Raw genomic sequence first — 20,334 nt, 5'->3', positions numbered from 1 at the left:
AAACAATGAACATAGTTAAGGCAGTCAAGTACTGTTTGTTGTTAGTAACCAGCGTGGTTTTAGCAGCGAATGTGCAGGCACAGGATAAAGTTGGAACTACAGCCGCCGCTTTTTTAAGTATTTCATCAGGCGCCAAGGCTACGGCCATGGGGGGTGCTTATGTTGCCATTGCTGATGACGGAAGCTCCATGTTTTGGAACCCGGCAGGCATGGCACAGCTGGAAAACAACACGGTGACATTTTCAAATATGAACTGGTTCCTTGACTCTCAAATCCAGGATGCTTCGGTAGTTATAAATGGAGGGAATCTTGGTAATTTTGCTCTTTCCGTACGTGCCATCGATCATGGTGAAATTGAGGTGAGAACCATTGAGATCCCGGAAGGAACCGGAGAGGTATTTACCCCGACTAACCTGGCTGTTGCTGTTTCTTATTCAAGATTTATAACTGATCAGTTTTCCATCGGAGCCAACACCAAGTTTGTACAGGAAAAAATCTGGAATGAGTCGGCTACCGGCTTTGCAGTTGATCTCGGCGTATTTTATCGCACGAATTTCAAGAACCTGAGAATTGGGATGTCGATGACTAATTTCGGAAATGAAATGAAGATGTCGGGTGATGATTTAAGGCAAGCCATCGACATTGATGAAAGTATCAATGGGAATAATGACCGGCTGGAAGGGTATCTCGGTACCGATTCCTGGCCAATGCCTCTGCTGTTTAAAGTAGGGGTTGCCATGGATGCTCTTGATATTGAAAGCCATAAAGTTGAGTTAGCCATTGATGCCAAACATCCCAGCGACAACTCTGAAAGTATAGATCTGGGAGTTGAATATGGGTTCAACGACCTGCTGTTTTTGAGGGGAGGATATCGAAGTTTATTTTCCACTCAGATAGAAGATCAGGGATTGACCGCCGGATTTGGCCTGAAGTATGATTTTAACGGGATAGGCGCCAATTTTGGAGCGACCTATATGACCCATGAGTATTTGGAAGATCCCATATTGTGGACCTTACAAATAGATTTTTAATAAGAAACTGCACACGCAGAAACAATAACAATAAACATAGGAGCAACTATGAAAAAGGTTACAACCTTATTCAGTGCTGTACTTTTCGCCCTTTTAGGGTTTGTAAATGTACAGGCGCAGGACGCCCTTATTATTTCTGAGTACGTAGAAGGCTCAAGTAATAACAAGGCGCTCGAGTTATTTAATGCGAGTGGTGATACACTCACCTTAGATGACTATCAAATAGCACAATCGGTAAACGGCGGTGGTTGGGAGTATTATCATACATTTCCAACAGGAGCAAGTCTTGCACCATATCAAACATATGTTCTGGCAAACAGCTCAATCGATTCTGCACTATATGACACAAGCATGGCAAACGAGGTATTAAGTTTTCCAAGTGTGGTTCATCATAATGGAGACGATGCACGTGCTGTCATCCATATTTCAGGAACAGACACAACAATTATAGATGTGTTTGGTGACCCTGACAATGATCCCGGAAGTGGTTGGGATGTTGCCGGTGTATCAAACGGTACACAAAATCACACCCTGGTACGAAAGTCTAACGTATTTAGTGGTAACACTACTGCTTTAGCATCTTTTGGCACCGATGCTGCATCTTCAGAATGGATTGTAAAAGATGAGAACGACTTTTCTGATCTTGGAATGCACACATTTGGCTATGAAATTACATTCCAGGCTGATATGAACGATATCATCGACTCCGCTGCATTCGTTCCGGGCGAAGATTTTGTTACCATCCCTGGTTCAATGAGCGCCTGGGATACTGCTGCTGATACTTTAACAGACAGTGATGAAGATGGTATTTATACCAAAGCTCTCATTCTGTCACCGGGCGATTACGCCTACAAATTCCACATCTACTCTAATTCTGGTAGAATTAATGGTGGTTATGAAAGTCGAGGCGACAACCGCACATTTACGGTAAGTATGGATTCTACCCTCGGAGCTGAAGAGCCTGAGTTTGATTATGATGACTTAAACAACGCTACTTTTGGTGAAGTTGAGTTATTCTTCCAGGTAGATATGTCAATTCAGGAGCTAAACGGAAACTTCGACCCACAAACTGAATCCGTTTCTGTAACTGGTGCATTCGAAGCTGACTGGAGTGCTGGAGTTTATAACCTAACCGAGTCACAGACAGAAGGTATCTATGAAGGTTCTGTTACTTTCAGTACTGATAAACCGATCCCAAGTACCTACGCATATAAATTCACTATTGTGAATGATGATGAATCTGTGACATGGGAAAGTGGTGATAACAAAATGATCACTGTGACTGAAGAAGGATTGTTTGAAGGCCGATACCTGGCTCAGAACGCTCCTGATGGTAATATCCCTTACTTCGATGGAATTACACCTAACGATGTATTCTCTGAAGATACCGATGTTGTATTTGAGGTAGATCTTCGTGCAGCTTACTACCACCTTGCAGATAGTTCAGCACTTCCTGCTGATGTTCAAGCCGGTGGTGGACAGGATTCAACCATTAATTTCCTTTCCGGTAACGGACCTCTGTTAGCCGGTGGATGGGAAGACTGGGGACCTGTTCTTGGTGGAGCTGAAGACCTGAAGTTTAATGACAGCGGAGAAGGTAACGACGCAGTTGCCGGAGACTCTCTGTGGACGTTAACCAAGTCTTTTGTAGCCGGAGATGCCCGTGTAGGTGCCTTTAAATTAGGTATCAACGGATATGACAACGAAGCTGGCTTCGGAGCTGACCACAATGTTCGTATCGGCGGTTCTAAAGTAGAAGTAGTGTTTGGTGGATTCGTTCGCGGAGATTCAGTTTATGATGATTTGTATGACGAATACATCCTTGCTACTACCGAAGGACCCGTTGTAGTACGACGTGGTGGTAAAGGTGATAACGATGTAGTTGTTTCTAACGAAAACGAAGATATCACTACTACACCGGAAGAATTCTCACTGAGCCAGAACTATCCAAACCCATTCAACCCGACAACGAACATTAACTTCACGTTGCCATCTGCAACTCAGGTTACGTTGACGGTTTACAATATTCTTGGACAGCAAGTAGCTCAATTAGTAAATGGTCGCATGACTGCCGGACAGCATACGGTTCAGTTCGATGCGTCTAAACTTGCATCTGGAATGTATCTCTACCGAATTGAGGCAGGTACATTTACCCAGAACAAGAAAATGATGTTAATCAAGTAGATTGATTACTCGATAATAAGTCTTTTATTCGCAGGTACTTTGACCGGTGCCTGCGTTTTTCTCAAAAACACACTCGATTTGCCAGCAACTATATACGATATCGCAAAAAAAGCAGGTGTTAGTATTGCCACGGTTTCCCGTGTATTCAATAACAGCGCCAACGTATCTGACAAAGCCAAGAAGAAAGTTCTGGCTGTTGCAGACGAAATGGGGTATCACCCGCAGGCATTTGCACAGGGACTCGCCAGCCGTAAGAATAATACGGTGATGATTGTGGTGCCGGTTATCTCGAACTACTTCTTTATGGAAGTACTGGGAGGGATTCAGGATAAGCTGAGTGAAGAAAACTACGAACTCAGCATCTTTAACATTTCCCCGAATAAAGATATTCAGGAGCAGGTAGAGCACGTTCTTAAACGCAGATGGGCAGAAGGGTATCTCTTTATTTCCATTCACCTGAACGATAAAGACTGGAGCAAACTCCAGAAGTATAATGTACCCATCACCCTCGTGGATGAACACTATGAGGGATTCGATTCTGTGAGTGTTGATAATGCCCAGGGTGCCTACAGGGCTGCAAAAAGCTTGTTTAAAAAGGGGTATGAGAGAGTTGCCATGCTTTCGGCTCTGGAGACTTCTCAGCCTATTAAGGATCGTATCGTTGGATACAAAAAAGCCCTGGACGAATTTGGAATTGCCTTTGACAAAAATCTGGTGATTACCGGAGATACCATGTATCGGGACGGTTTTACCGAACGGGCAGGCTATGAGGCCATGATTAAAATTCTGACGATGGATCCGATGCCGGAAGCCTGTTTTTGCGCCTCAGATATTCAGGCCGTGGGTGCACTGAAAGCCATGCAGGATACCGGCAAACAAATTCCCATAATCGGCTACGATGATATTGAACTGGCTGAGTATATGGGCCTTTCCACCATTCGTCAGCCTATGAGAGATATGGGCTTTTTTGCCACTCAAAACCTTATTGAACGGATGAATAAACCGGATAAGGCTATCTCCCAAACCATTTATACGCCGGAATTAATTACCCGAACTTCCACCGAAGTAAACGGAAAGAAAATTGACGCTTAACCTAAGCTCCATGAAGTACTTGAAGTCAATATCACTACTGCTCGTCTTTTTGTTAACTCAAAGTATATCTGTAGCACAAAATACCATTGACGTCACCTTCCGATATTATTCCAACGATGATGCCGTGAGGGCTTTCGTGCCCGGTGAGTTTAATAACTGGGGGAACAACAGCAGTGGCCGGATTAGTACAACCGACGGTTCCTTAATGCAAGAAGATCAGGCCAACGGGTTTTGGTATAAAACCATTAGCCTGACGGTTGGCGGTGGCACCTCAACTTATGAGGGCCAATCAGGATATGCTTATAAATTTCATGAGCAGTACAACGCCAGCGGCTCGGAATGGCAGTGGTTTACCGATCCGCTAAACGATATTGCTATCGGCAATAACAATGACTCATTCATCGAAGTAACAACTCCGCTTATTTTTCAGCTTCAGCCTTCCAATAACCAAATTGTGGGCGAAGAGGATGAGATCTGGGCAACCGTTGCCTCAACCGATAGCGATCCCATTGACCTGAATGCTTCGGAATTTATTGTGAATGGAAACTCAGTAAGTTCTTTTGCCGGAAATTATGATACCGATCGGCAGTTATTTTCAATTACGGATCTATCCACTGCTTCACTAACGGTAGGGGAAAACACTATTAAACTGGTAGCCGTTACCGAATCGGGTGCTACACGGACTGATTCGGTCACTTTTGCCTATTTACCGGATGTGAGCCCGGAAAAAGCCGATCGTCCTCAGGGACTTCAGGATGGGATTTCTTACAGTCAGGACGGTACCTCAGCTACGCTTTCTTTATTTGCCCCAGGCAAAGATTACGTGTTTGTGCTTGGGAATTTCAACGAGTGGAAAGTGAATGAGGACTTCCTCATGAAAAAAGATTCACTGAATCCCGACAGCGTATGGCACTGGATTGAAATTACCGGATTAACGCCCGGTGAGGAATACGGTATGCAGTACCTTGTTGATGGCGAACTGCGGATTTCGGATCCCTATTCTGAATTGGTGCTCGACCCGTTTAATGACCAGTATATTCCGGAATCAACCTTTCCCAACCTTTTAGCTTACCCGTCAGATAAAACCCAGGGATGGGTAACCGTTCTTCAGCCGGGAAGAGATGAATACCAATGGGAGGCAACCGATTATCAGCGGCCGAAGAAAACCGAGCTGGTGATTTACGAATTGTTGGTCCGAGATTTTCTTTCAACAAAAAACTTCCAGACGTTAACTGACACGCTTGATTACCTCGAAAACCTGGGAGTGAACGCCATTGAGCTGATGCCCGTCAGTGAATTTGACGGAAACCTGAGCTGGGGATATAACCCCAACCATCACCTGGCCCTCGATAAATTTTACGGTACACCAACTGCTTTTAAAAAGTTTGTGGATGAAGCCCACAAAAGAGACATGGCCGTTATTCTGGATGTGGTAATGAATCATGCCACCGGTGCAAATCCGCTTTATCAGCTTTATGGCAATGATGATGAGTATTATTTCAACTCACAGCCTCGACACGCATCTAATGTATTCAACGATTTTGATCATTCGTATTCTGCGACTCAGTACTACACAAAACGGATGATTGAGCACTGGATCAATGAGTATAAGATTGATGGATTCCGATGGGATTTGACCAAAGGCTTTACTCAAAACTGTACCGAAAGTAATGGTTCATGTACAAGTGCTTACCAACAAGATCGGGTTGACCTGTTAAAAAAATACGCCGACTATCAATGGGCGGCCGATCCTGATTTTATAGTGATTTTTGAGCATCTGGGAACCGAAAACGAAGAGAAAGAGTGGGCCAACTACCGGGTTCATGAAGGCAAAGGGGTGATGCTTTGGGGCAATATGAATTTTGCCTACGGGGAAGCCTCCATGGGGTACAATGAGAATGGTAAGTCCAATTTGTTTGGGGTGCTTTCTGAATCCAGAAGCACTTTCCAGCAACGGCACCTTGTCGGGTATATGGAAAGCCATGATGAACAGTGGCTGATGCTGAAAAAGAAGAAATTCGGAAATTCATCCGGTAATTATGACATCAAAGATTTAGGAACCGCACTGGCTCGCCAAAAGCTGGTGGGTGCTTTTTTCTTCCCGATGCCTGGGCCAAAAATGATGTGGCAATTCGGTGAACTCGGCTATGGATGGGGCGAAGATGAATGCCTGAAACCAGGTGGGGGATCTAATGGGGATTGCCTGGCCAGTGATCCGGGAAGAGTAAGCGAGAAACCCATCCGGTGGAATTATTATGACGATAATGAGCGACTGAAGGTATATAAAACCTGGAGTTCGTTGATCAACCTCAGAAAAAGCAGTCCGGTGTTTACCAATCCTGATGCTTCTTCATATAAACTTAGTGAAGCCATTAAAATATATGTTCTGCAGCATGAGGATTCGGATGCTTTAGTAGTCGGGAATTTTGGAGTTACTGAAGCCGATGCAGAGGTGACTTTTCCGGCATCGGGTGAGTGGTATAACTTCTTTGAGGGGACTTCCATTACCGTAGGGGATCCGAATATGACGTTTACGCTTACTCCTGGCGAGTTCAGGATTTATACCACCAGTCAGTTTGAAACTCCCGAGGAAGGATTGCTGACATCTGCTGAAACCGCATCCGGGAATGATCTGCCGGATTCCTTTCGGCTCAAACAGAATTACCCGAATCCCTTCAACCCAACTACCACTATTGCCTTTGATGTAGCCAAAACGGGAGTGGTAAAGCTGGAAGTATTTGACGTTTTGGGAAGAAAGGTGACAGAGCTCGTGAACGGAAGAAAAGCCGCCGGTTCTTATTCTGTGAGTTTTAATGCAGATAATTTAGGCAGCGGGATGTATATCTATCGTTTGCAGGCAGGGGATGAGGTTTTCACACAAAAAATGATGCTGGTCAAATAATATCAGGTGTCCATGATGAATAAGATTTTAAAGTTTACAATAGCAGCATTAGCCTTATGGGCAATGGGGTGTTCTTCTTACATAGATGCACCGAAAGACTCACAGATCATCGGGCAGGCTTCCCCCATTAGTCTCGAATTTGATAAAACCACCATCATAACAGCCGATTACTTTATTTCTCCCTCACTCATCGATTCAGTTGTTGTGCCGGCTTCACTGTCTGCAGTGTTGTCTCAGGACAGAGAAGAGGTGGTTTTATCAGGTTCGTTAGACAATCCCCTGGGCGTTATGACTTTTTGGGTGGATGGCTATGGGTACGATATCCTCCTCAAAAAGTCGAACAAGCAGGAAGTTACCATCACCTTTGACCCGGAAGGAAAGCAGTATGAAACGGTTCAGTTAAAAGGTGAAATGAATAACTGGAATCCGGCTGCTGCCCCTTTTACAAAAGAGAACGGTATCTGGAAAACCACGATGCTGGTGAATGAAGGAGTTTATCAATACATCCTGATGCTGGATGGAAAGGAAACACCGGATCCTGCTAATCCTAATACCGTAAGCAACGGTATGGGAGGAACGAACTCCGTTCTGACTGTTGGTGATGTGGAGGCTGAGAAGCCCATGCTGGAAACTTACGACCACTCTGAGCCGGTAGTTTATCTCAAAACTCCGGCCACAGAAAACACGATTATATTCTGGGAAAATTTCCAGCTGGAAACACGCTACAAAGACAACATTCTCAGTTTTGAGATCCCGGCTAATGCTCAAAGGATGGAGCGGTCTCATATCCGGGCCTGGACTTACGAAAACGGCCGGCTTTCTAATGATGTATTAATTCCACTGAGCTACGGAAAGGTGATACGGGATACCGGAGAACTCACTCGCCACGATAACCACAACTGGAATATGTATTTCGTGTTGATTGACCGCTTTAAAGACGGTAATCCTGCGAATACCCGAAAAGTGGATGATCCTCAAATTCACCCTAAAGCCAATTATTACGGGGGTGATTTTGCGGGAATCACTCAAACTATCCAAAGCGGATATTTCCAGGATATCGGAGTGAATACGCTGTGGCTTTCTCCCATCACCCAGAATCCGGAAGATGCCTATGGACTGTGGGATAAAGGAGGGGTGACAACAACTTTCTCCGGGTATCATGGCTACTGGCCGGTGTCATCATCCAAAGTGGACGACCGTTTTGGTACGGAAGAGGAATTCAGGGAGCTGCTGGATGTAGCCCACCAAAACGGGATGAATGTGATTCTTGATTATGTAGCCAATCACGTGCATGAACTTCATCCTGTATATCAGCGAAACCCGGATTGGGCAACCGAGCTTTATTTGCCTGACGGACGGCTGAATACGGAGCTTTGGGACGAGCAGAGACTCACCACCTGGTTCGATACCTTCATGCCCACACTGGACTTTTCCCGGGAAGAAGTCATTGAAACGATGACGGATTCTGCACTTTATTGGGTTAAAGATTTTGAGCTGGATGGATTCCGCCACGATGCCACCAAGCATATTCAGCTGGAATTCTGGAGAACGCTCACCCGTAAGATCAAAGATTCTGTAACAATACCTACCGGAAGACAAATTTTCCAGATTGGAGAGACTTATGGAAGTCGTGAGCTGATTGCAAGTTACATCAACTCCGGGATGCTGGATGCTCAGTTTGATTTCAGTTTGTATGATGCCGGACTGAATACCTTCGGGCAGGGTAACTCTTTTGAAGGACTGGAAACGCAACTACAGGAAAGTTTTAACTATTACGGTTACCACAACCTGATGGGCTATATCTCCGGCAATCACGACAAAACCCGGTTTATCACCCTAACCAGTGGGGAAGTAAGCTGGAGTGAAGACGGTAAACTGGCAGGCTGGACCCGGGAAATTGAAGATCCTCAGGCTTTTGCCTACGACCGTTTGAGCATGTTTCATGCCTTTAACCAAACCATTCCGGGAATTCCGGTGACGTACCAGGGCGATGAATACGGTCAGCCCGGAGCCAACGACCCGGATAACCGCCGATGGATGGAATTTGAGGAAGACGAGCTCAGCTCACAGGAACTCAGGAACCGGAGCGTGTACAGCACGTTAACCGACCTTCGTAACACTGAAATGACCCTGACATATGGCGACTTTCGATTCCATACCGTTACGGAAAATACATTAGCCTACTCCAGAGCGTACTTCGAGGAGCAGGTAATCGCAGCTTTCAATAAATCGGATCAGCAGCAAATAGTAGAGGTGCTTTTACGGGATGAATTTGATTACTCAAATCTGGAAGCCCAATTCGGTAACGATTTTGTAATAGAGGATGGGGTGCTCAAAGTAACCCTGCCATCAAACAGTTTTGAAATACTAACTCTATAAGAAAACCAAGTTCATGAAGAAATTTATAAACAACCTGCTTCCGGTTTTACTGGCTTTAAGTGTTATTTTTGGCGGTTGCAATCAACCCGAACAAAATTCAGACAAAGCTCCTGTAAGTTCGGTGAAGCAGCTGGAATGGAGTAAGAATTCCAGCATTTATGAAATTAATGTCCGCCAGTATTCGGAAGAAGGTACGTTCGAAGCCGTTCGAAAAGACTTACCGAGAATTCGCGAGATGGGTGTTCGTATTTTATGGCTGATGCCTATTCATCCCATCGGAGAGAAGAATAGAAAGGGGCCGCTGGGTAGCTACTATTCAGTACAGGACTATAAAGACGTGAACCCGAACTTTGGCACCAAAGCTGATTTTGCCCGTTTTGTGGATGAAGCACATCAATTAGGTTTTAAGGTGATTATCGATTGGGTAGCAAATCATACCGCATGGGATAATCCCTGGATCGAAAACCCGGAGTGGTACGAATTGAATGAGGAAGGAAACTTTATGCCTCCAAGAGGTACCGACTGGACCGACGTAATTCAGCTCGATTATGAGAACGAAAAAATGCGGGCAGCTATGATTGATGCCCTCGAATATTGGGTGCGTGAATTTGATATTGATGGATACCGATGTGATGTGGCGGGAATGGTGCCAACCGACTTTTGGAAAGAAGCAATTGACTCACTAAACACAATCAAACCGGTGTTTATGCTGGCTGAAGATGGAGAGCCTGAATTGGTAAAAGAAGCTTTTCATATGAATTATGCCTGGCAGTATGCGCACACTATTCGTGAAATTGCGGCAGGGCATCAAACATTTCAGGATTTGGATAGCCTGATGCAGGCAACCGAAGCCAACTTTCCTTCCTCTTCCTACCGCATGTATTTCACTTCCAACCACGATGAGAATTCATGGAATGGAACTGATCCACAAATGTATGGGGATAATTTCGAGAACTACGCGGTGCTTTCTGCAACCATCGACGGAATGCCATTAATATATAACGGGCAGGAATCTGGATTAGACAAGCAGCTTGAATTCTTTGAGAAAGACCCGATTGAATGGAAAGAGTATAAGTATCAGGATTTCTACACAACACTTGTAGGCCTGAAACGGGACAATCCCGCTTTGTGGAATGGAGATTTTGGCGGAGATCTGGAGTTTATCCGGGTTCCTGAAGGCTCAGAAGGAGTATTAGCCTACACACGTCAAAAAGAGGACAGTGAAGTTGTTGTGGTTCTTAATTTTAGCAGCGATCGAAAAAGCGTACCTCTTTCAGAAGTAGGGGTTGATGAATCGTACACCACCTACAATTCCACCAGTTTGATGGTTACCACGCAAGAGATCAGTTTCGGCCCCAACCAATGGGTTATTTTTGTTAAATAATTAATCATACAGGAAGCATGGAAAAATCTACCACACGCCCCCGCCTTAGTTTTTGGGAAATATGGAATATGAGCTTTGGCTTTTTGGGGATTCAATTTGGCTTTGCCCTTCAGAATGCAAACGTAAGTCGTATTTTTGAAACCCTGGGGGCCAGTGTAGATGACATCCCCATACTGTGGATTGCAGCTCCTTTAACCGGACTTGTGGTTCAGCCAATCATTGGATATTTCAGTGACCGAACCTGGACACGATTAGGTCGCCGTCGCCCGTACTTCTTATTTGGAGCCATTGCAGCTTCCATTGCTTTAGTGATAATGCCAAATTCGCCCGTGCTCTGGGTAGCAGCGGGCATGCTTTGGATCATGGATGCTTCCATAAATGTATCTATGGAGCCGTTCAGGGCATTTGTTGGGGATATGCTCCCGTCCGAGCAGCGGACAAAAGGTTTTGCCATGCAGAGTTTCTTTATCGGAACCGGAGCTGTGGTGGCATCCGCTCTACCATGGATGCTGAGTAACTGGTTCGGGGTGGCAAATACAGCCCCTGAAGGAATTATTCCTCCCTCCGTAAAATGGTCGTTCTACCTGGGGGCGGTAGCTTTCATCAGTGCGGTCGCCTGGACGGTTTTCCGTACTAAAGAATACAGCCCGGAAGAACTCGAACGATTCGAAGAAGCGGAAAAAGAAGAAATAGTAGATGAATCTGTGCTCCGCGAAGTTCCCATTGAAGCCGGAAAGGGGCAGAATAAAATTAATCTGGGGATCATTTTTGCCGTTGTCGGAGCAATCACTACGTATCTCACTTATGCATACGAACTTGAGAAAGAAGTGTATGTGGCAACGGGCGGGTTGATTGCAGCTGGTCTGGTTTCTTTGGTAGCAGGACTGCTTCAGAAAGGCGGTAAAACCCAACACGGACTGGTTGTGGTGATGCATGATTTCATTCATATGCCGAAAACCATGAAGCAGCTGGCTGTAGTTCAATTCTTTTCCTGGTTTGCCTTATTTGCCATGTGGATTTATACCACCTCCGGAGTAACGGCTCACATCTACGGAACCAGTGATACAACCTCCATGCTTTATAATGAAGGGGCCGACTGGGTAGGTGTGATGTTTGGTGTGTACAACGGCGTCGCTGCTATCGTTGCCTTTGGATTAGCTCCTTTGGCTAAAATATTGAGCCGCAAATGGGTACATGCTTTATCTTTGGTTTTGGGCGGTATCGGTTTGATCTTGATTTACTTCATCTCTGATCCGATGATGCTCATCATTTCGATGATTGGAGTAGGGGTAGCCTGGGCTTCCATTCTGGCAATGCCATACGCAATCCTGGCCGGATCCCTTCCCGCCCAAAAAATGGGACTGTATATGGGGATTTTTAACTTCTTTATTGTACTTCCACAACTGCTGGCGGCAACCATTCTGGGATTTGTAACCCGTACATACTTTGGGGGAGAAGCGGTTTATGCTTTGGTTCTCGGTGGCATCGTGATGATTATTGCCGCAGCCACTATGTATTTTGTGGATGATGTGGATGAGAAAGCAGAGATCAAATAGTTCACTAACATATCAATAAGTCGATATTGAAAATTTAGTGGACTCTGTTGCAACTTTGCTATAAATTTGTTGCAACAATAAAATAATAAGTCAAAGATGAGTGCAAAAGACAAAAAAGATATTGTCTGGTTTGGGATGAAGTTAACGCCTGAAGAGAAAGCCAAGATTAAACTACTTTCAGAAAGGAAGGGGCAATCCCAAAAAGAAGTAGTAATGAATTTGGTGAATGAAGAAGTCATGGAGTATGAAATTGAAGCCAAACCGGGCTCTTCCTTAGAACAGCTACAATCTTTTGTTGGGGTTATAAAAGGTGGGCCCGAAGATCTTTCTACAAATCCTAAATACCTGGAAGGCCTTGGTGAAGACAGTCTTTCTTGATACAGGTCCACTGGTTGCTTTACTCAGGGAAAGAGATCAATTTCATCAATGGGTTAAGATTGAACTCAGTAAAGAAAGGTTCAGGTTTATTACCTGTGAGGCTGTACTGACAGAAACTCTTTTTATTACCCGAAACTCTTCTTATGCACTGGCTGCCATTTCAAGCATGATAGATAAAGATCAATTAGAAGTCAGGTCTGCTTTGAGGTCTAATAAACAAAGAGTGTTTGAATTATTTGAAAAATATTCCGATCAGCAAACTTCACTTGCAGATGTTTGCCTTTTAGTACTGTATGAGAGCGAAAAAAGTGTACCTGTATTTACAACAGACTCCGATTTCCTGGTATACCGGGACCAAAAAGGGAACCCGCTTCAGCTAATTTCACCGTACAAAAATTGATTCTGTTTGTAAGCGATAGCTAATATAAATATCGGTGCTGATAAACTGAGACGTACTTTGTATCAGGGCTATACCATTACTACTATTTCAGGTCTCATTTTGAATTAAATCTTCTCTATCTTCCCTCAAAAAAGATGCGCTTAGAACAAAAACAATTTGTTCCTTTTATGGTTGCAGTGGCCGTCATTACCATGCTGGTCATTGTATTCTCTTCCTTTAATTTCGAGCGAAAGCAACGCACACGTTTTAACGAGAATATTGCCACTTCCGACTCGCTTCGAATCATGCCGCTTCGGGTACTGAGTTCAGCCGATTCCACTTCAGTAGCAGATCAAAAAGGGAATACAGCCTTGCTGATATTTTGGGCCAGCTGGTCAGATAAGTCCATATCCATGCTGGACGAGATACAGAAATACACCCTCGAAAATGATTCGCTGGTTGTGCTTGCCGGTTTGGTGAAGGATGCGGAAGAATCACTCCCGGAAGTCCCCGGATATCCCGGTTTTACCTACCTGGACGGTACGCACCTGTTTAATCACCTTAAGGTTCCGGGTTTTCCGAGTTATATCCTATTTGATAAAGATGGCCGAGTCATCACTTCCCAAATCGGTTATGAGAAAGGAGTGGGATACGATTCACTAAAAGTGCATTTGGATGAGTAGATCGATGTACATGATGTTGAATGGCGAACTGATTCAAGAATCAGCTGCTGCTATTTCTCCATTAAACCGGGGTATGATGTATGGCGATGGTTGCTTTGAAACACTTAGAAGCTACGCCGGAAAGTTTTTAGGGTGGGAAGATCACATCGAGCGTTTGGAATCAGGGCTCAACTATCTTGATATAAATGCTCCGTTTTCATCCCCAGATTTATGGGATCAGGTCCACAAGTTATTGAAACAGAATCAGCTTGAGCACACAGAAGCTATGATTCGCATTCAATGCTGGAGAGGTGGAGAGAGAGGGTATGCTCCGAAAACAAAAGATGCTCAGTGGATGATACAGGCATCGGAGTTTCTGCCACAAGAGAAAGAGATAAAACTGTCGGTGGCAGAAACGCGCTGTATTCCTTCTGAGGCCCTCGAACGCAAATATAAGCTCAGTAACGGGTTGAACTATGTGAAGGCTGCTCAGGAGGCTGTAAAGCACTCCTGCGATGATGCGTTGATGCTTACTGTCAGTGACAAAGTCAGTGAAACTACTTCTGCGAACGTTTTTTGGGTAAAAGAAGGCAAGATTTTTACACCATCAACGACATGTGATTTACTCCCCGGTGTAACCCGGTCGTTGGTTCTCGATGTCATTTTCTCTCTTGGGCTCCCGATCGAAGAATCAGAATACCTTCTTTCAGAAATCCGTCAAGCGGAGGCTGTTTTCTGCACGAATTCTCTGCTTGAAATAGCAGAAGTAATTTCTTTGGACAAAACCCGGTTTGAGGTCAACCACCCGCTGGTAATGAAGATTAAAGTGGGCTTCGAACAGCTGAAGGTGAAGGAGTTTCAGAAATGAAGCCGTTCAGTACGATCGATGACGTTTGGGGTTTTCTTGACTCCATTCCCATGTTTCAAAAGTCGGGTACTTCGGCCGCCAATTTCTCGCTCGAAAACATACGGGCATTTTGTGAGCAAATGGGAAATCCACAAAATGAATACCCATCCATTCATGTAGCCGGTACTAACGGTAAGGGGACCACCTGCTATTTACTTGAGAAAGTTTATTCTGATGCGGGCTATAGAACCGGGCTGTTCACCTCTCCTCATCTGTTACGTTATAACGAGCGTGTACGAGTGAATAGGGAAGAAATTACAGACGCTCAGCTGCTTGAATTCTTTCAGGAATCAGCGAAGTTGTTGCAGGAAATTCAACTCAGCTACTTTGAAATCAGTACTGCGCTGGCATTCTGGTTCTTTGCAAAACAGGAGGTGGATTTGGCGATTATAGAAACGGGACTGGGTGGGCGCCTGGACTCCACCAATATCATTGCCCCGGAAGTATCAGTTATTACCAGCATTGGTTTGGACCATCAAAATGTATTGGGGGATACGGTTGAGGAGATTGCACGGGAAAAGGCCGGGATCATAAAAAAGAACAAGCCGGTGGTGCTGGGTAATATCTCAGGAAGCCCGTTGAACGAAATTTCTTACGTGGCCCTGAAACAGAATGCGCAGGTATATAAGGCTGAAAGGTTGCAACCCGAATGGAAGTGTGGCGTTATTTCACTGAATGATGCTTCGGTTCAGCTTAAGACTACATTCAAGGAGTCCATGAATAAGTGGAACGTAGCGATAGTTTGGAAGGTAGTTGATATCCTGAACACTAAATTCAAAGTGAAGGAAGAAAAGCTTATACATTCAATCGAATCATTTGCAGGGGCACCCGGCCGTTTTGAAAAGCTGAGCCCCGAGTTTGATTGGTATTTCAGCGGTTCTCATAATGCACAGGCACTGGAATCGTCTCTCAGTGCAGTGGAAGAAATGAAGCCCAAGCAGGAAGTGGTATTGGTTTTTTCCGGCATGAAAGACAAGATTACCCCGGAGTTCATGGAACAATTGCAGGGATTTAAAAAAGCGTACTTTGTGGAGCAGGAAGGGGAAAGAGCAGCAAAATTTGGGGATATTCGTGAATTTATAGAAGCAGAATTAATCACGGAAAACGATAAAGAAATTATTTTAAATGAATTAAAGACTGAGTTAGTAATTTTTATGGGAAGTTTTTACTTTTATCCCATCGTTAAGCGGTGGACAACAAACGTATCATAAATTCTCACCGCCTATTTATCCTTACCTGATTGAATGTCCAATGCTGCTGCCGGAATAGGGCAGCCCGATGTTCACCCCAAAATTCAGTAAGAATCATATATTTATAACAGCCACATTTTATGTCAGATAATGAAACCGCCGGAATCTCGGCCGGGGAGTTGGAATCCTTAGAGGGGAAAAAGCTTCACGAATTACAAACATTAGCCAAGTCAATTGGAATTAAACGGGTAACCGGAATTCGTAAAGTTCAGCTTATTGAACGAATACGAGAAGAAGCCCAGGATCAAAATTCATCTGATAACAAGGCTTCCGATCAAAAAGATGATCGCCAAAAGAACGATTCTGCCGAAAAAGAATCGGAAATGAAGAGTTATGGTGTTCAGTCTCATATCGTTTCATATAAAAAAGAGGAAAAGAAAGACGATAATTCCTCTAAGAAAAAGCATCAGCATAAAAATAAGAAGCGCCGAAAAGGGCACGAGCACAATAAGTTGCCTGAGTCGGACGCAACCTCCCTGGAAAAACGCATTAAGGAATTGGAGCCGGATTTAGGCCCTTACCTGTTCAATGAAGGAACACTTGAAATTCTACCTGATGGCTACGGGTTTCTGCGCTCGGTAAACTATAATTACAAAGCCAGTCCGGACGATATTTACGTTTCGCCTTCACAAATTAAGAGATTCAGACTGAAGCAGGGAGACGTGGTGATTGGGGTCATTCGTCCGCCCAAAGTGGGAGAGCGGTATTTTGCACTGCTCCGCATTGAAGGAGTGAATGGCCGTATTCCTCATGACATGGACAACCGTCAGGATTTTGAAGAATTGCTTCCGGTTCATCCCGACCAACGTTATCGTCTGGAGTTTGATCCGCAAAATCATTCAACCCGACTTATTGATTTATTTGCACCGGTAGGTAAAGGTCAGCGTGGATTAATCGTTGCCCAGCCTAAAACCGGTAAGACGACTATTCTCCGAAATATCGCGAATGCCGTTTCAGCCAATCATCCCGACACCAAAATTTTGATTGTGTTGATTGATGAACGCCCGGAAGAAGTGACGGAAATGGAGCGAAACGTGAAAGGGGCTGAAGTTGTGGCTTCTACCTTTGATGAGCGGCCCGAAAATCATGTTGGATTGGCCGAGATTGTGTTTGAGAAAGCCAAGAGATTGGTTGAAAGCGGACATGATGTACTGTTATTGATGGACTCCATCACCCGGCTTGCACGAGCTTATAATATCACCGCTTCCAGCAAAGGCCGAACCATGACCGGTGGTGTGGATTCCGAAGCTCTCAAAGCACCCCGTCAGTTGTTTAGTTCTGCACGGAACATTGAAAACGGCGGCTCGCTTACCATTCTTGCCACTGCTTTGATTGATACCGGCTCTCGCATGGATGATGTGATCTTCGAAGAATTTAAGGGAACAGGTAACATGGAAATTTACCTGGATCGCCGAATCTCAGATCGACGTCTGTATCCGGCCATTGATATCTTCCGAAGTGGAACCCGCCGCGAAGAACTGTTGGTTTCAGATGCAGAACGTGAAAAAGTAGTGCTTTTACGCCGCTACCTGACCAACATGAGTCCGTTTGAGGCGATGGACTTCCTGCTCGAGAAAATTAAAGGCACGAAGAACAACGAAGAGTTTCTGATTTCGATGAATAAGTAGAGCGGTGTTTGGAACCTGATTCAGATACTTCCTCAGACCTTGAGATAAGATTTACCCATTTATCACTCTAAGTATAAACTTCTTGTCCTTATCCTGCTCCAGCATGCCGGCTTTGGCGTGAACCGAGTGATAAAACAGCATCAGTGATTTCTCCTTTACCGCTTGTCGCAAAATCAAGGTTTTCGCTTTTTTGGATTGAATGGGGTCAACATCCATCTGACGCATGGCATAGTGATTCAGGTGATGTTCGGAGGGAACTAAATCACCCAAAAAATAAGCTGTTTCTCCTGAATCCTGGATTTTTACAATTTGGTGACCGGGAGTATGTCCGCCGGTTCTGATGAGTTCAATTCCGGGAAGCAATTCAAAATAGGTGTCGGTGATCATCACCAGTTTATCTTCAGCGGCAAGCTTATAAAACTCATCCAGCTCATAACCGGCTCCTGAAATCTGCTTCTTTTTTCCAACTTGTTCCAGCGCATAGTACCATTCTTTCTTTTGGATGAAATAATTGGCATAGCTCATGGTTGGCTGGGTGGAGGTGTTGCTGTCCACATAGGTTGAACCAGCCGCATGATCGAAGTGCAGGTGACTGAGCACTACATGGGTGATATCGGAAGGAGCAAGCCCAAATATATCCAAATTGGTTAACAGGTTGGAGGTGTCGGTGTATGAACTTTTGTGATCCAGTCCCCAACCCAGGCCTGTGTCTAATAACACATTGTGTTTGCCATCCCGGATAAGAATGGGGTTTATGCCAATTGCCGATGATTGCTTTTTAATACCCGGTTTTTTCTGGCGGGCTGTGATATCAGCTGAGTCTATTTTCTGGAAAATACCATCATCGAAAACCTCAAAAATTCCTTCGCTGAGCTGTTCAATTTCAAACCGGCCTACTTTCATAAACAGTGAATTAATAGAATGATTAATCAGTTTGTGTAACTTAAAAATTCTTTGCTTTCAAGCAATTCATTTTATCTTTGTCTTCTATGAAAAAATATGACGCTATCATCATTGGATCGGGGCATAATGGCCTTGTCACGGCTTGTTATCTTGCAAAAAACGGATACGAAGTTTTAGTTCTTGAGCGCGACTCAACAATAGGGGGAGCGGTGAGAACCGAGACCATGTTTCAATCTCCGGAAAACCCGAATGGGTTTAGAATGGATGTGGGTTCTTCCGTGCATATTATGATTCACCAGACGGGAATCCTGGAAGACTTAGAACTCACCAAATATGGGCTGGAATACATCGATATGGATCCGATCATGTCGTATCCCGTTCCAACCGGTAAAGGTGTGATTCATTTTTGGAAAGATGTGGATCGTACTCTTGAGTCTATTTCAAAAGTGGCACCTGGAGATGTTGAGAATTATAAAGAGTTCATCAAATTCTGGGGGAAGATAAACAAAGGGGTGCTGAAAGCTTTTATGACCAAACCCTCTGCAGGAGACATCATCGGAACCATGGCAAAAGCCCAGATTAAAGACGGGGCTATGTTCAGGAAAGGCGAACAGGCTGCCGGACTCCAAAAAATTCTGTCCAGCTATGGAAAAGTGGTGAATGATGCGTTTGAAAGTCCTTACATGAAGGCGGCTATCCTTTGGTTTGCCGCTCAATCCGGGCCGTTGCCCGATCATTCTGCGACCGGCGATTTTGCTGGCTGGCAGTCGATGCTGCACGAGAGTGGTGCTAAGCATCCAAGGGGAGGAAGCGGCATGCTTACACAGGCTATGAAGAACATGATTGAAGCCCACTGCGGTGAGGTTAAGGCCGATCATCCCATCCAAAAAATTCTGATTGAAAACGGTAAAGCGATTGGAGTCAGAACCGAAAATGGGGAAGAATTCAAAGCTGATACCATTGTTTCCAATGCCCATGTTCAAACCACCATGATGAAAATGGTAGGGCGCGATCATTTAGATGATTCCATGTTCAAAAAAGTGGAAGATATTAATGTTGGAAATGGATTCGGGATGGTAATACGATGTGCGGTGGAAGAGCTGCCGGAATATACTGCTGCTCCCGGCGATCCTCATATCCACAATGGGATTCAGCTGTTGGCGCCTTCCGTTCAATACATGAATAACGCCATCGGCGACTATACCAAGAAACTGCCACCTGAGAAGCCCGCGGTGTTATGTATGACCTTCTCCAAAATTGATCCGGATGTAGCCAGGGACGGAAAGCACACCCTGTTTGCCTGGGCGCAATGGCATCCTTATGAACTGGCAAATGGAATGCATTGGGATGATATACGAGAGCGGGAAGCTCAAAAAATTTATGATGTTGTTACCGGTTACGCTCCGAATATGAAGGGCAAACTGATTGATTGGTACATTCAGTCTCCGCTGGATATTGAACGCAAACATGGGCTGCTGAGGGGAAATGTGATGCATGTGGAGATGAGTTTTGATCAGATGTTTATGTTTCGCCCGATTCCTGAAATGAGTCAGTACGAAACTCCCATCAAAAATTTATATTTGGCCAGTGCTTCCTGCCATCCCGGAGGAGGTGTATTCGGGGCTGCAGGTCATAACGCAGCCCGGGTAATCCTGAAAAACAATAAGAAGAAATTCTTTTCATTTAGTTAGCTGAGGTA

At 44.7% G+C, this 20,334-nt stretch carries 15 protein-coding genes; 14 read left to right on the top strand and 1 reads right to left on the bottom strand.

Going from position 1 to position 20,334, the window contains the following annotated elements; translation table 11 throughout:
• Positions 1 to 5 precede the first annotated feature (5 nt).
• From JJ941_RS05945 to rho, 13 genes are all read left to right on the top strand, one after another.
• Positions 6 to 1,031 (top strand): PorV/PorQ family protein, encoded by a 1,026-nt coding sequence (locus JJ941_RS05945; RefSeq protein WP_290962806.1) that lies wholly within the window; start codon positions 6 to 8, stop codon positions 1,029 to 1,031.
• 48 nt (positions 1,032 to 1,079) lie between these two features.
• Positions 1,080 to 3,215, top strand: coding sequence for a T9SS type A sorting domain-containing protein (locus JJ941_RS05940; protein ID WP_290962804.1), 2,136 nt, complete (start codon positions 1,080 to 1,082; stop codon positions 3,213 to 3,215).
• 78 nt (positions 3,216 to 3,293) lie between these two features.
• Positions 3,294 to 4,307 (top strand): LacI family DNA-binding transcriptional regulator, encoded by a 1,014-nt coding sequence (locus tag JJ941_RS05935; RefSeq protein WP_290962801.1) that lies wholly within the window; start codon positions 3,294 to 3,296, stop codon positions 4,305 to 4,307.
• Positions 4,308 to 4,317: 10 nt separating this feature from the next.
• Complete coding sequence (locus tag JJ941_RS05930) at positions 4,318 to 7,209, top strand: alpha-amylase family glycosyl hydrolase (RefSeq protein ID WP_290962800.1); 2,892 nt, start codon at positions 4,318 to 4,320, stop codon at positions 7,207 to 7,209.
• 12 nt (positions 7,210 to 7,221) lie between these two features.
• Positions 7,222 to 9,588, top strand: coding sequence for an alpha-amylase family glycosyl hydrolase (locus JJ941_RS05925; RefSeq protein ID WP_290962798.1), 2,367 nt, complete (start codon positions 7,222 to 7,224; stop codon positions 9,586 to 9,588).
• Positions 9,589 to 9,601: 13 nt separating this feature from the next.
• Positions 9,602 to 10,972 carry an alpha-amylase family glycosyl hydrolase gene (locus tag JJ941_RS05920; RefSeq protein ID WP_290962796.1) on the top strand — a complete coding sequence of 457 codons (1,371 nt, stop codon included), beginning with the start codon at positions 9,602 to 9,604 and terminating at the stop codon, positions 10,970 to 10,972.
• 17 nt (positions 10,973 to 10,989) lie between these two features.
• Positions 10,990 to 12,528, top strand: a complete 1,539-nt coding sequence (locus JJ941_RS05915) for an MFS transporter (protein ID WP_290962794.1) — start codon at positions 10,990 to 10,992, stop codon at positions 12,526 to 12,528.
• A 96-nt stretch (positions 12,529 to 12,624) separates the two neighbouring features.
• Positions 12,625 to 12,906: a hypothetical protein gene (locus JJ941_RS05910; RefSeq protein ID WP_290962792.1), complete on the top strand. Its 282-nt coding sequence runs from the start codon at positions 12,625 to 12,627 to the stop codon at positions 12,904 to 12,906.
• Positions 12,887 to 13,306 (top strand): PIN domain-containing protein, encoded by a 420-nt coding sequence (locus tag JJ941_RS05905; protein WP_290962790.1) that lies wholly within the window; start codon positions 12,887 to 12,889, stop codon positions 13,304 to 13,306. The genes JJ941_RS05910 and JJ941_RS05905 overlap by 20 nt, the downstream gene beginning before the upstream one ends.
• Positions 13,307 to 13,440: 134 nt before the next feature.
• Positions 13,441 to 13,968: a hypothetical protein gene (locus JJ941_RS05900; protein ID WP_290962789.1), complete on the top strand. Its 528-nt coding sequence runs from the start codon at positions 13,441 to 13,443 to the stop codon at positions 13,966 to 13,968.
• Positions 13,961 to 14,815, top strand: a complete 855-nt coding sequence (locus JJ941_RS05895; RefSeq protein ID WP_290962787.1) for an aminotransferase class IV — start codon at positions 13,961 to 13,963, stop codon at positions 14,813 to 14,815. Before JJ941_RS05900 ends, JJ941_RS05895 begins: the two co-directional genes overlap by 8 nt.
• Positions 14,812 to 16,065: a Mur ligase family protein gene (locus JJ941_RS05890; protein ID WP_290962785.1), complete on the top strand. Its 1,254-nt coding sequence runs from the start codon at positions 14,812 to 14,814 to the stop codon at positions 16,063 to 16,065. The genes JJ941_RS05895 and JJ941_RS05890 overlap by 4 nt, the downstream gene beginning before the upstream one ends.
• Positions 16,066 to 16,184: 119 nt before the next feature.
• On the top strand, positions 16,185 to 17,732 hold the full coding sequence (rho, locus tag JJ941_RS05885; protein ID WP_290962783.1) for a transcription termination factor Rho: 1,548 nt from the start codon (positions 16,185 to 16,187) through the stop codon (positions 17,730 to 17,732).
• 51 nt (positions 17,733 to 17,783) lie between these two features.
• On the opposite strand, the gene JJ941_RS05880 is transcribed toward rho, so the two are convergent.
• The gene (locus JJ941_RS05880) at positions 17,784 to 18,635 is read right to left on the bottom strand and encodes an MBL fold metallo-hydrolase (RefSeq protein ID WP_290962781.1); all 852 of its coding nucleotides are present in this window, start codon (positions 18,633 to 18,635) and stop codon (positions 17,784 to 17,786) included.
• An 86-nt stretch (positions 18,636 to 18,721) separates the two neighbouring features.
• On the opposite strand from JJ941_RS05880, the gene JJ941_RS05875 reads away from it, so the two are divergent.
• On the top strand, positions 18,722 to 20,326 hold the full coding sequence (locus JJ941_RS05875; protein ID WP_290962779.1) for an NAD(P)/FAD-dependent oxidoreductase: 1,605 nt from the start codon (positions 18,722 to 18,724) through the stop codon (positions 20,324 to 20,326).
• The last annotated feature ends 8 nt before the right edge of the window (positions 20,327 to 20,334 follow it).

Source organism: Gracilimonas sp., assembly GCF_017641085.1.
Classification (GTDB): domain Bacteria; phylum Bacteroidota; class Rhodothermia; order Balneolales; family Balneolaceae; genus Gracilimonas.
The sequence above is the reverse complement of the archived record's forward strand: the minus strand, read 5'-3'. Positions and strand labels throughout refer to the sequence as shown.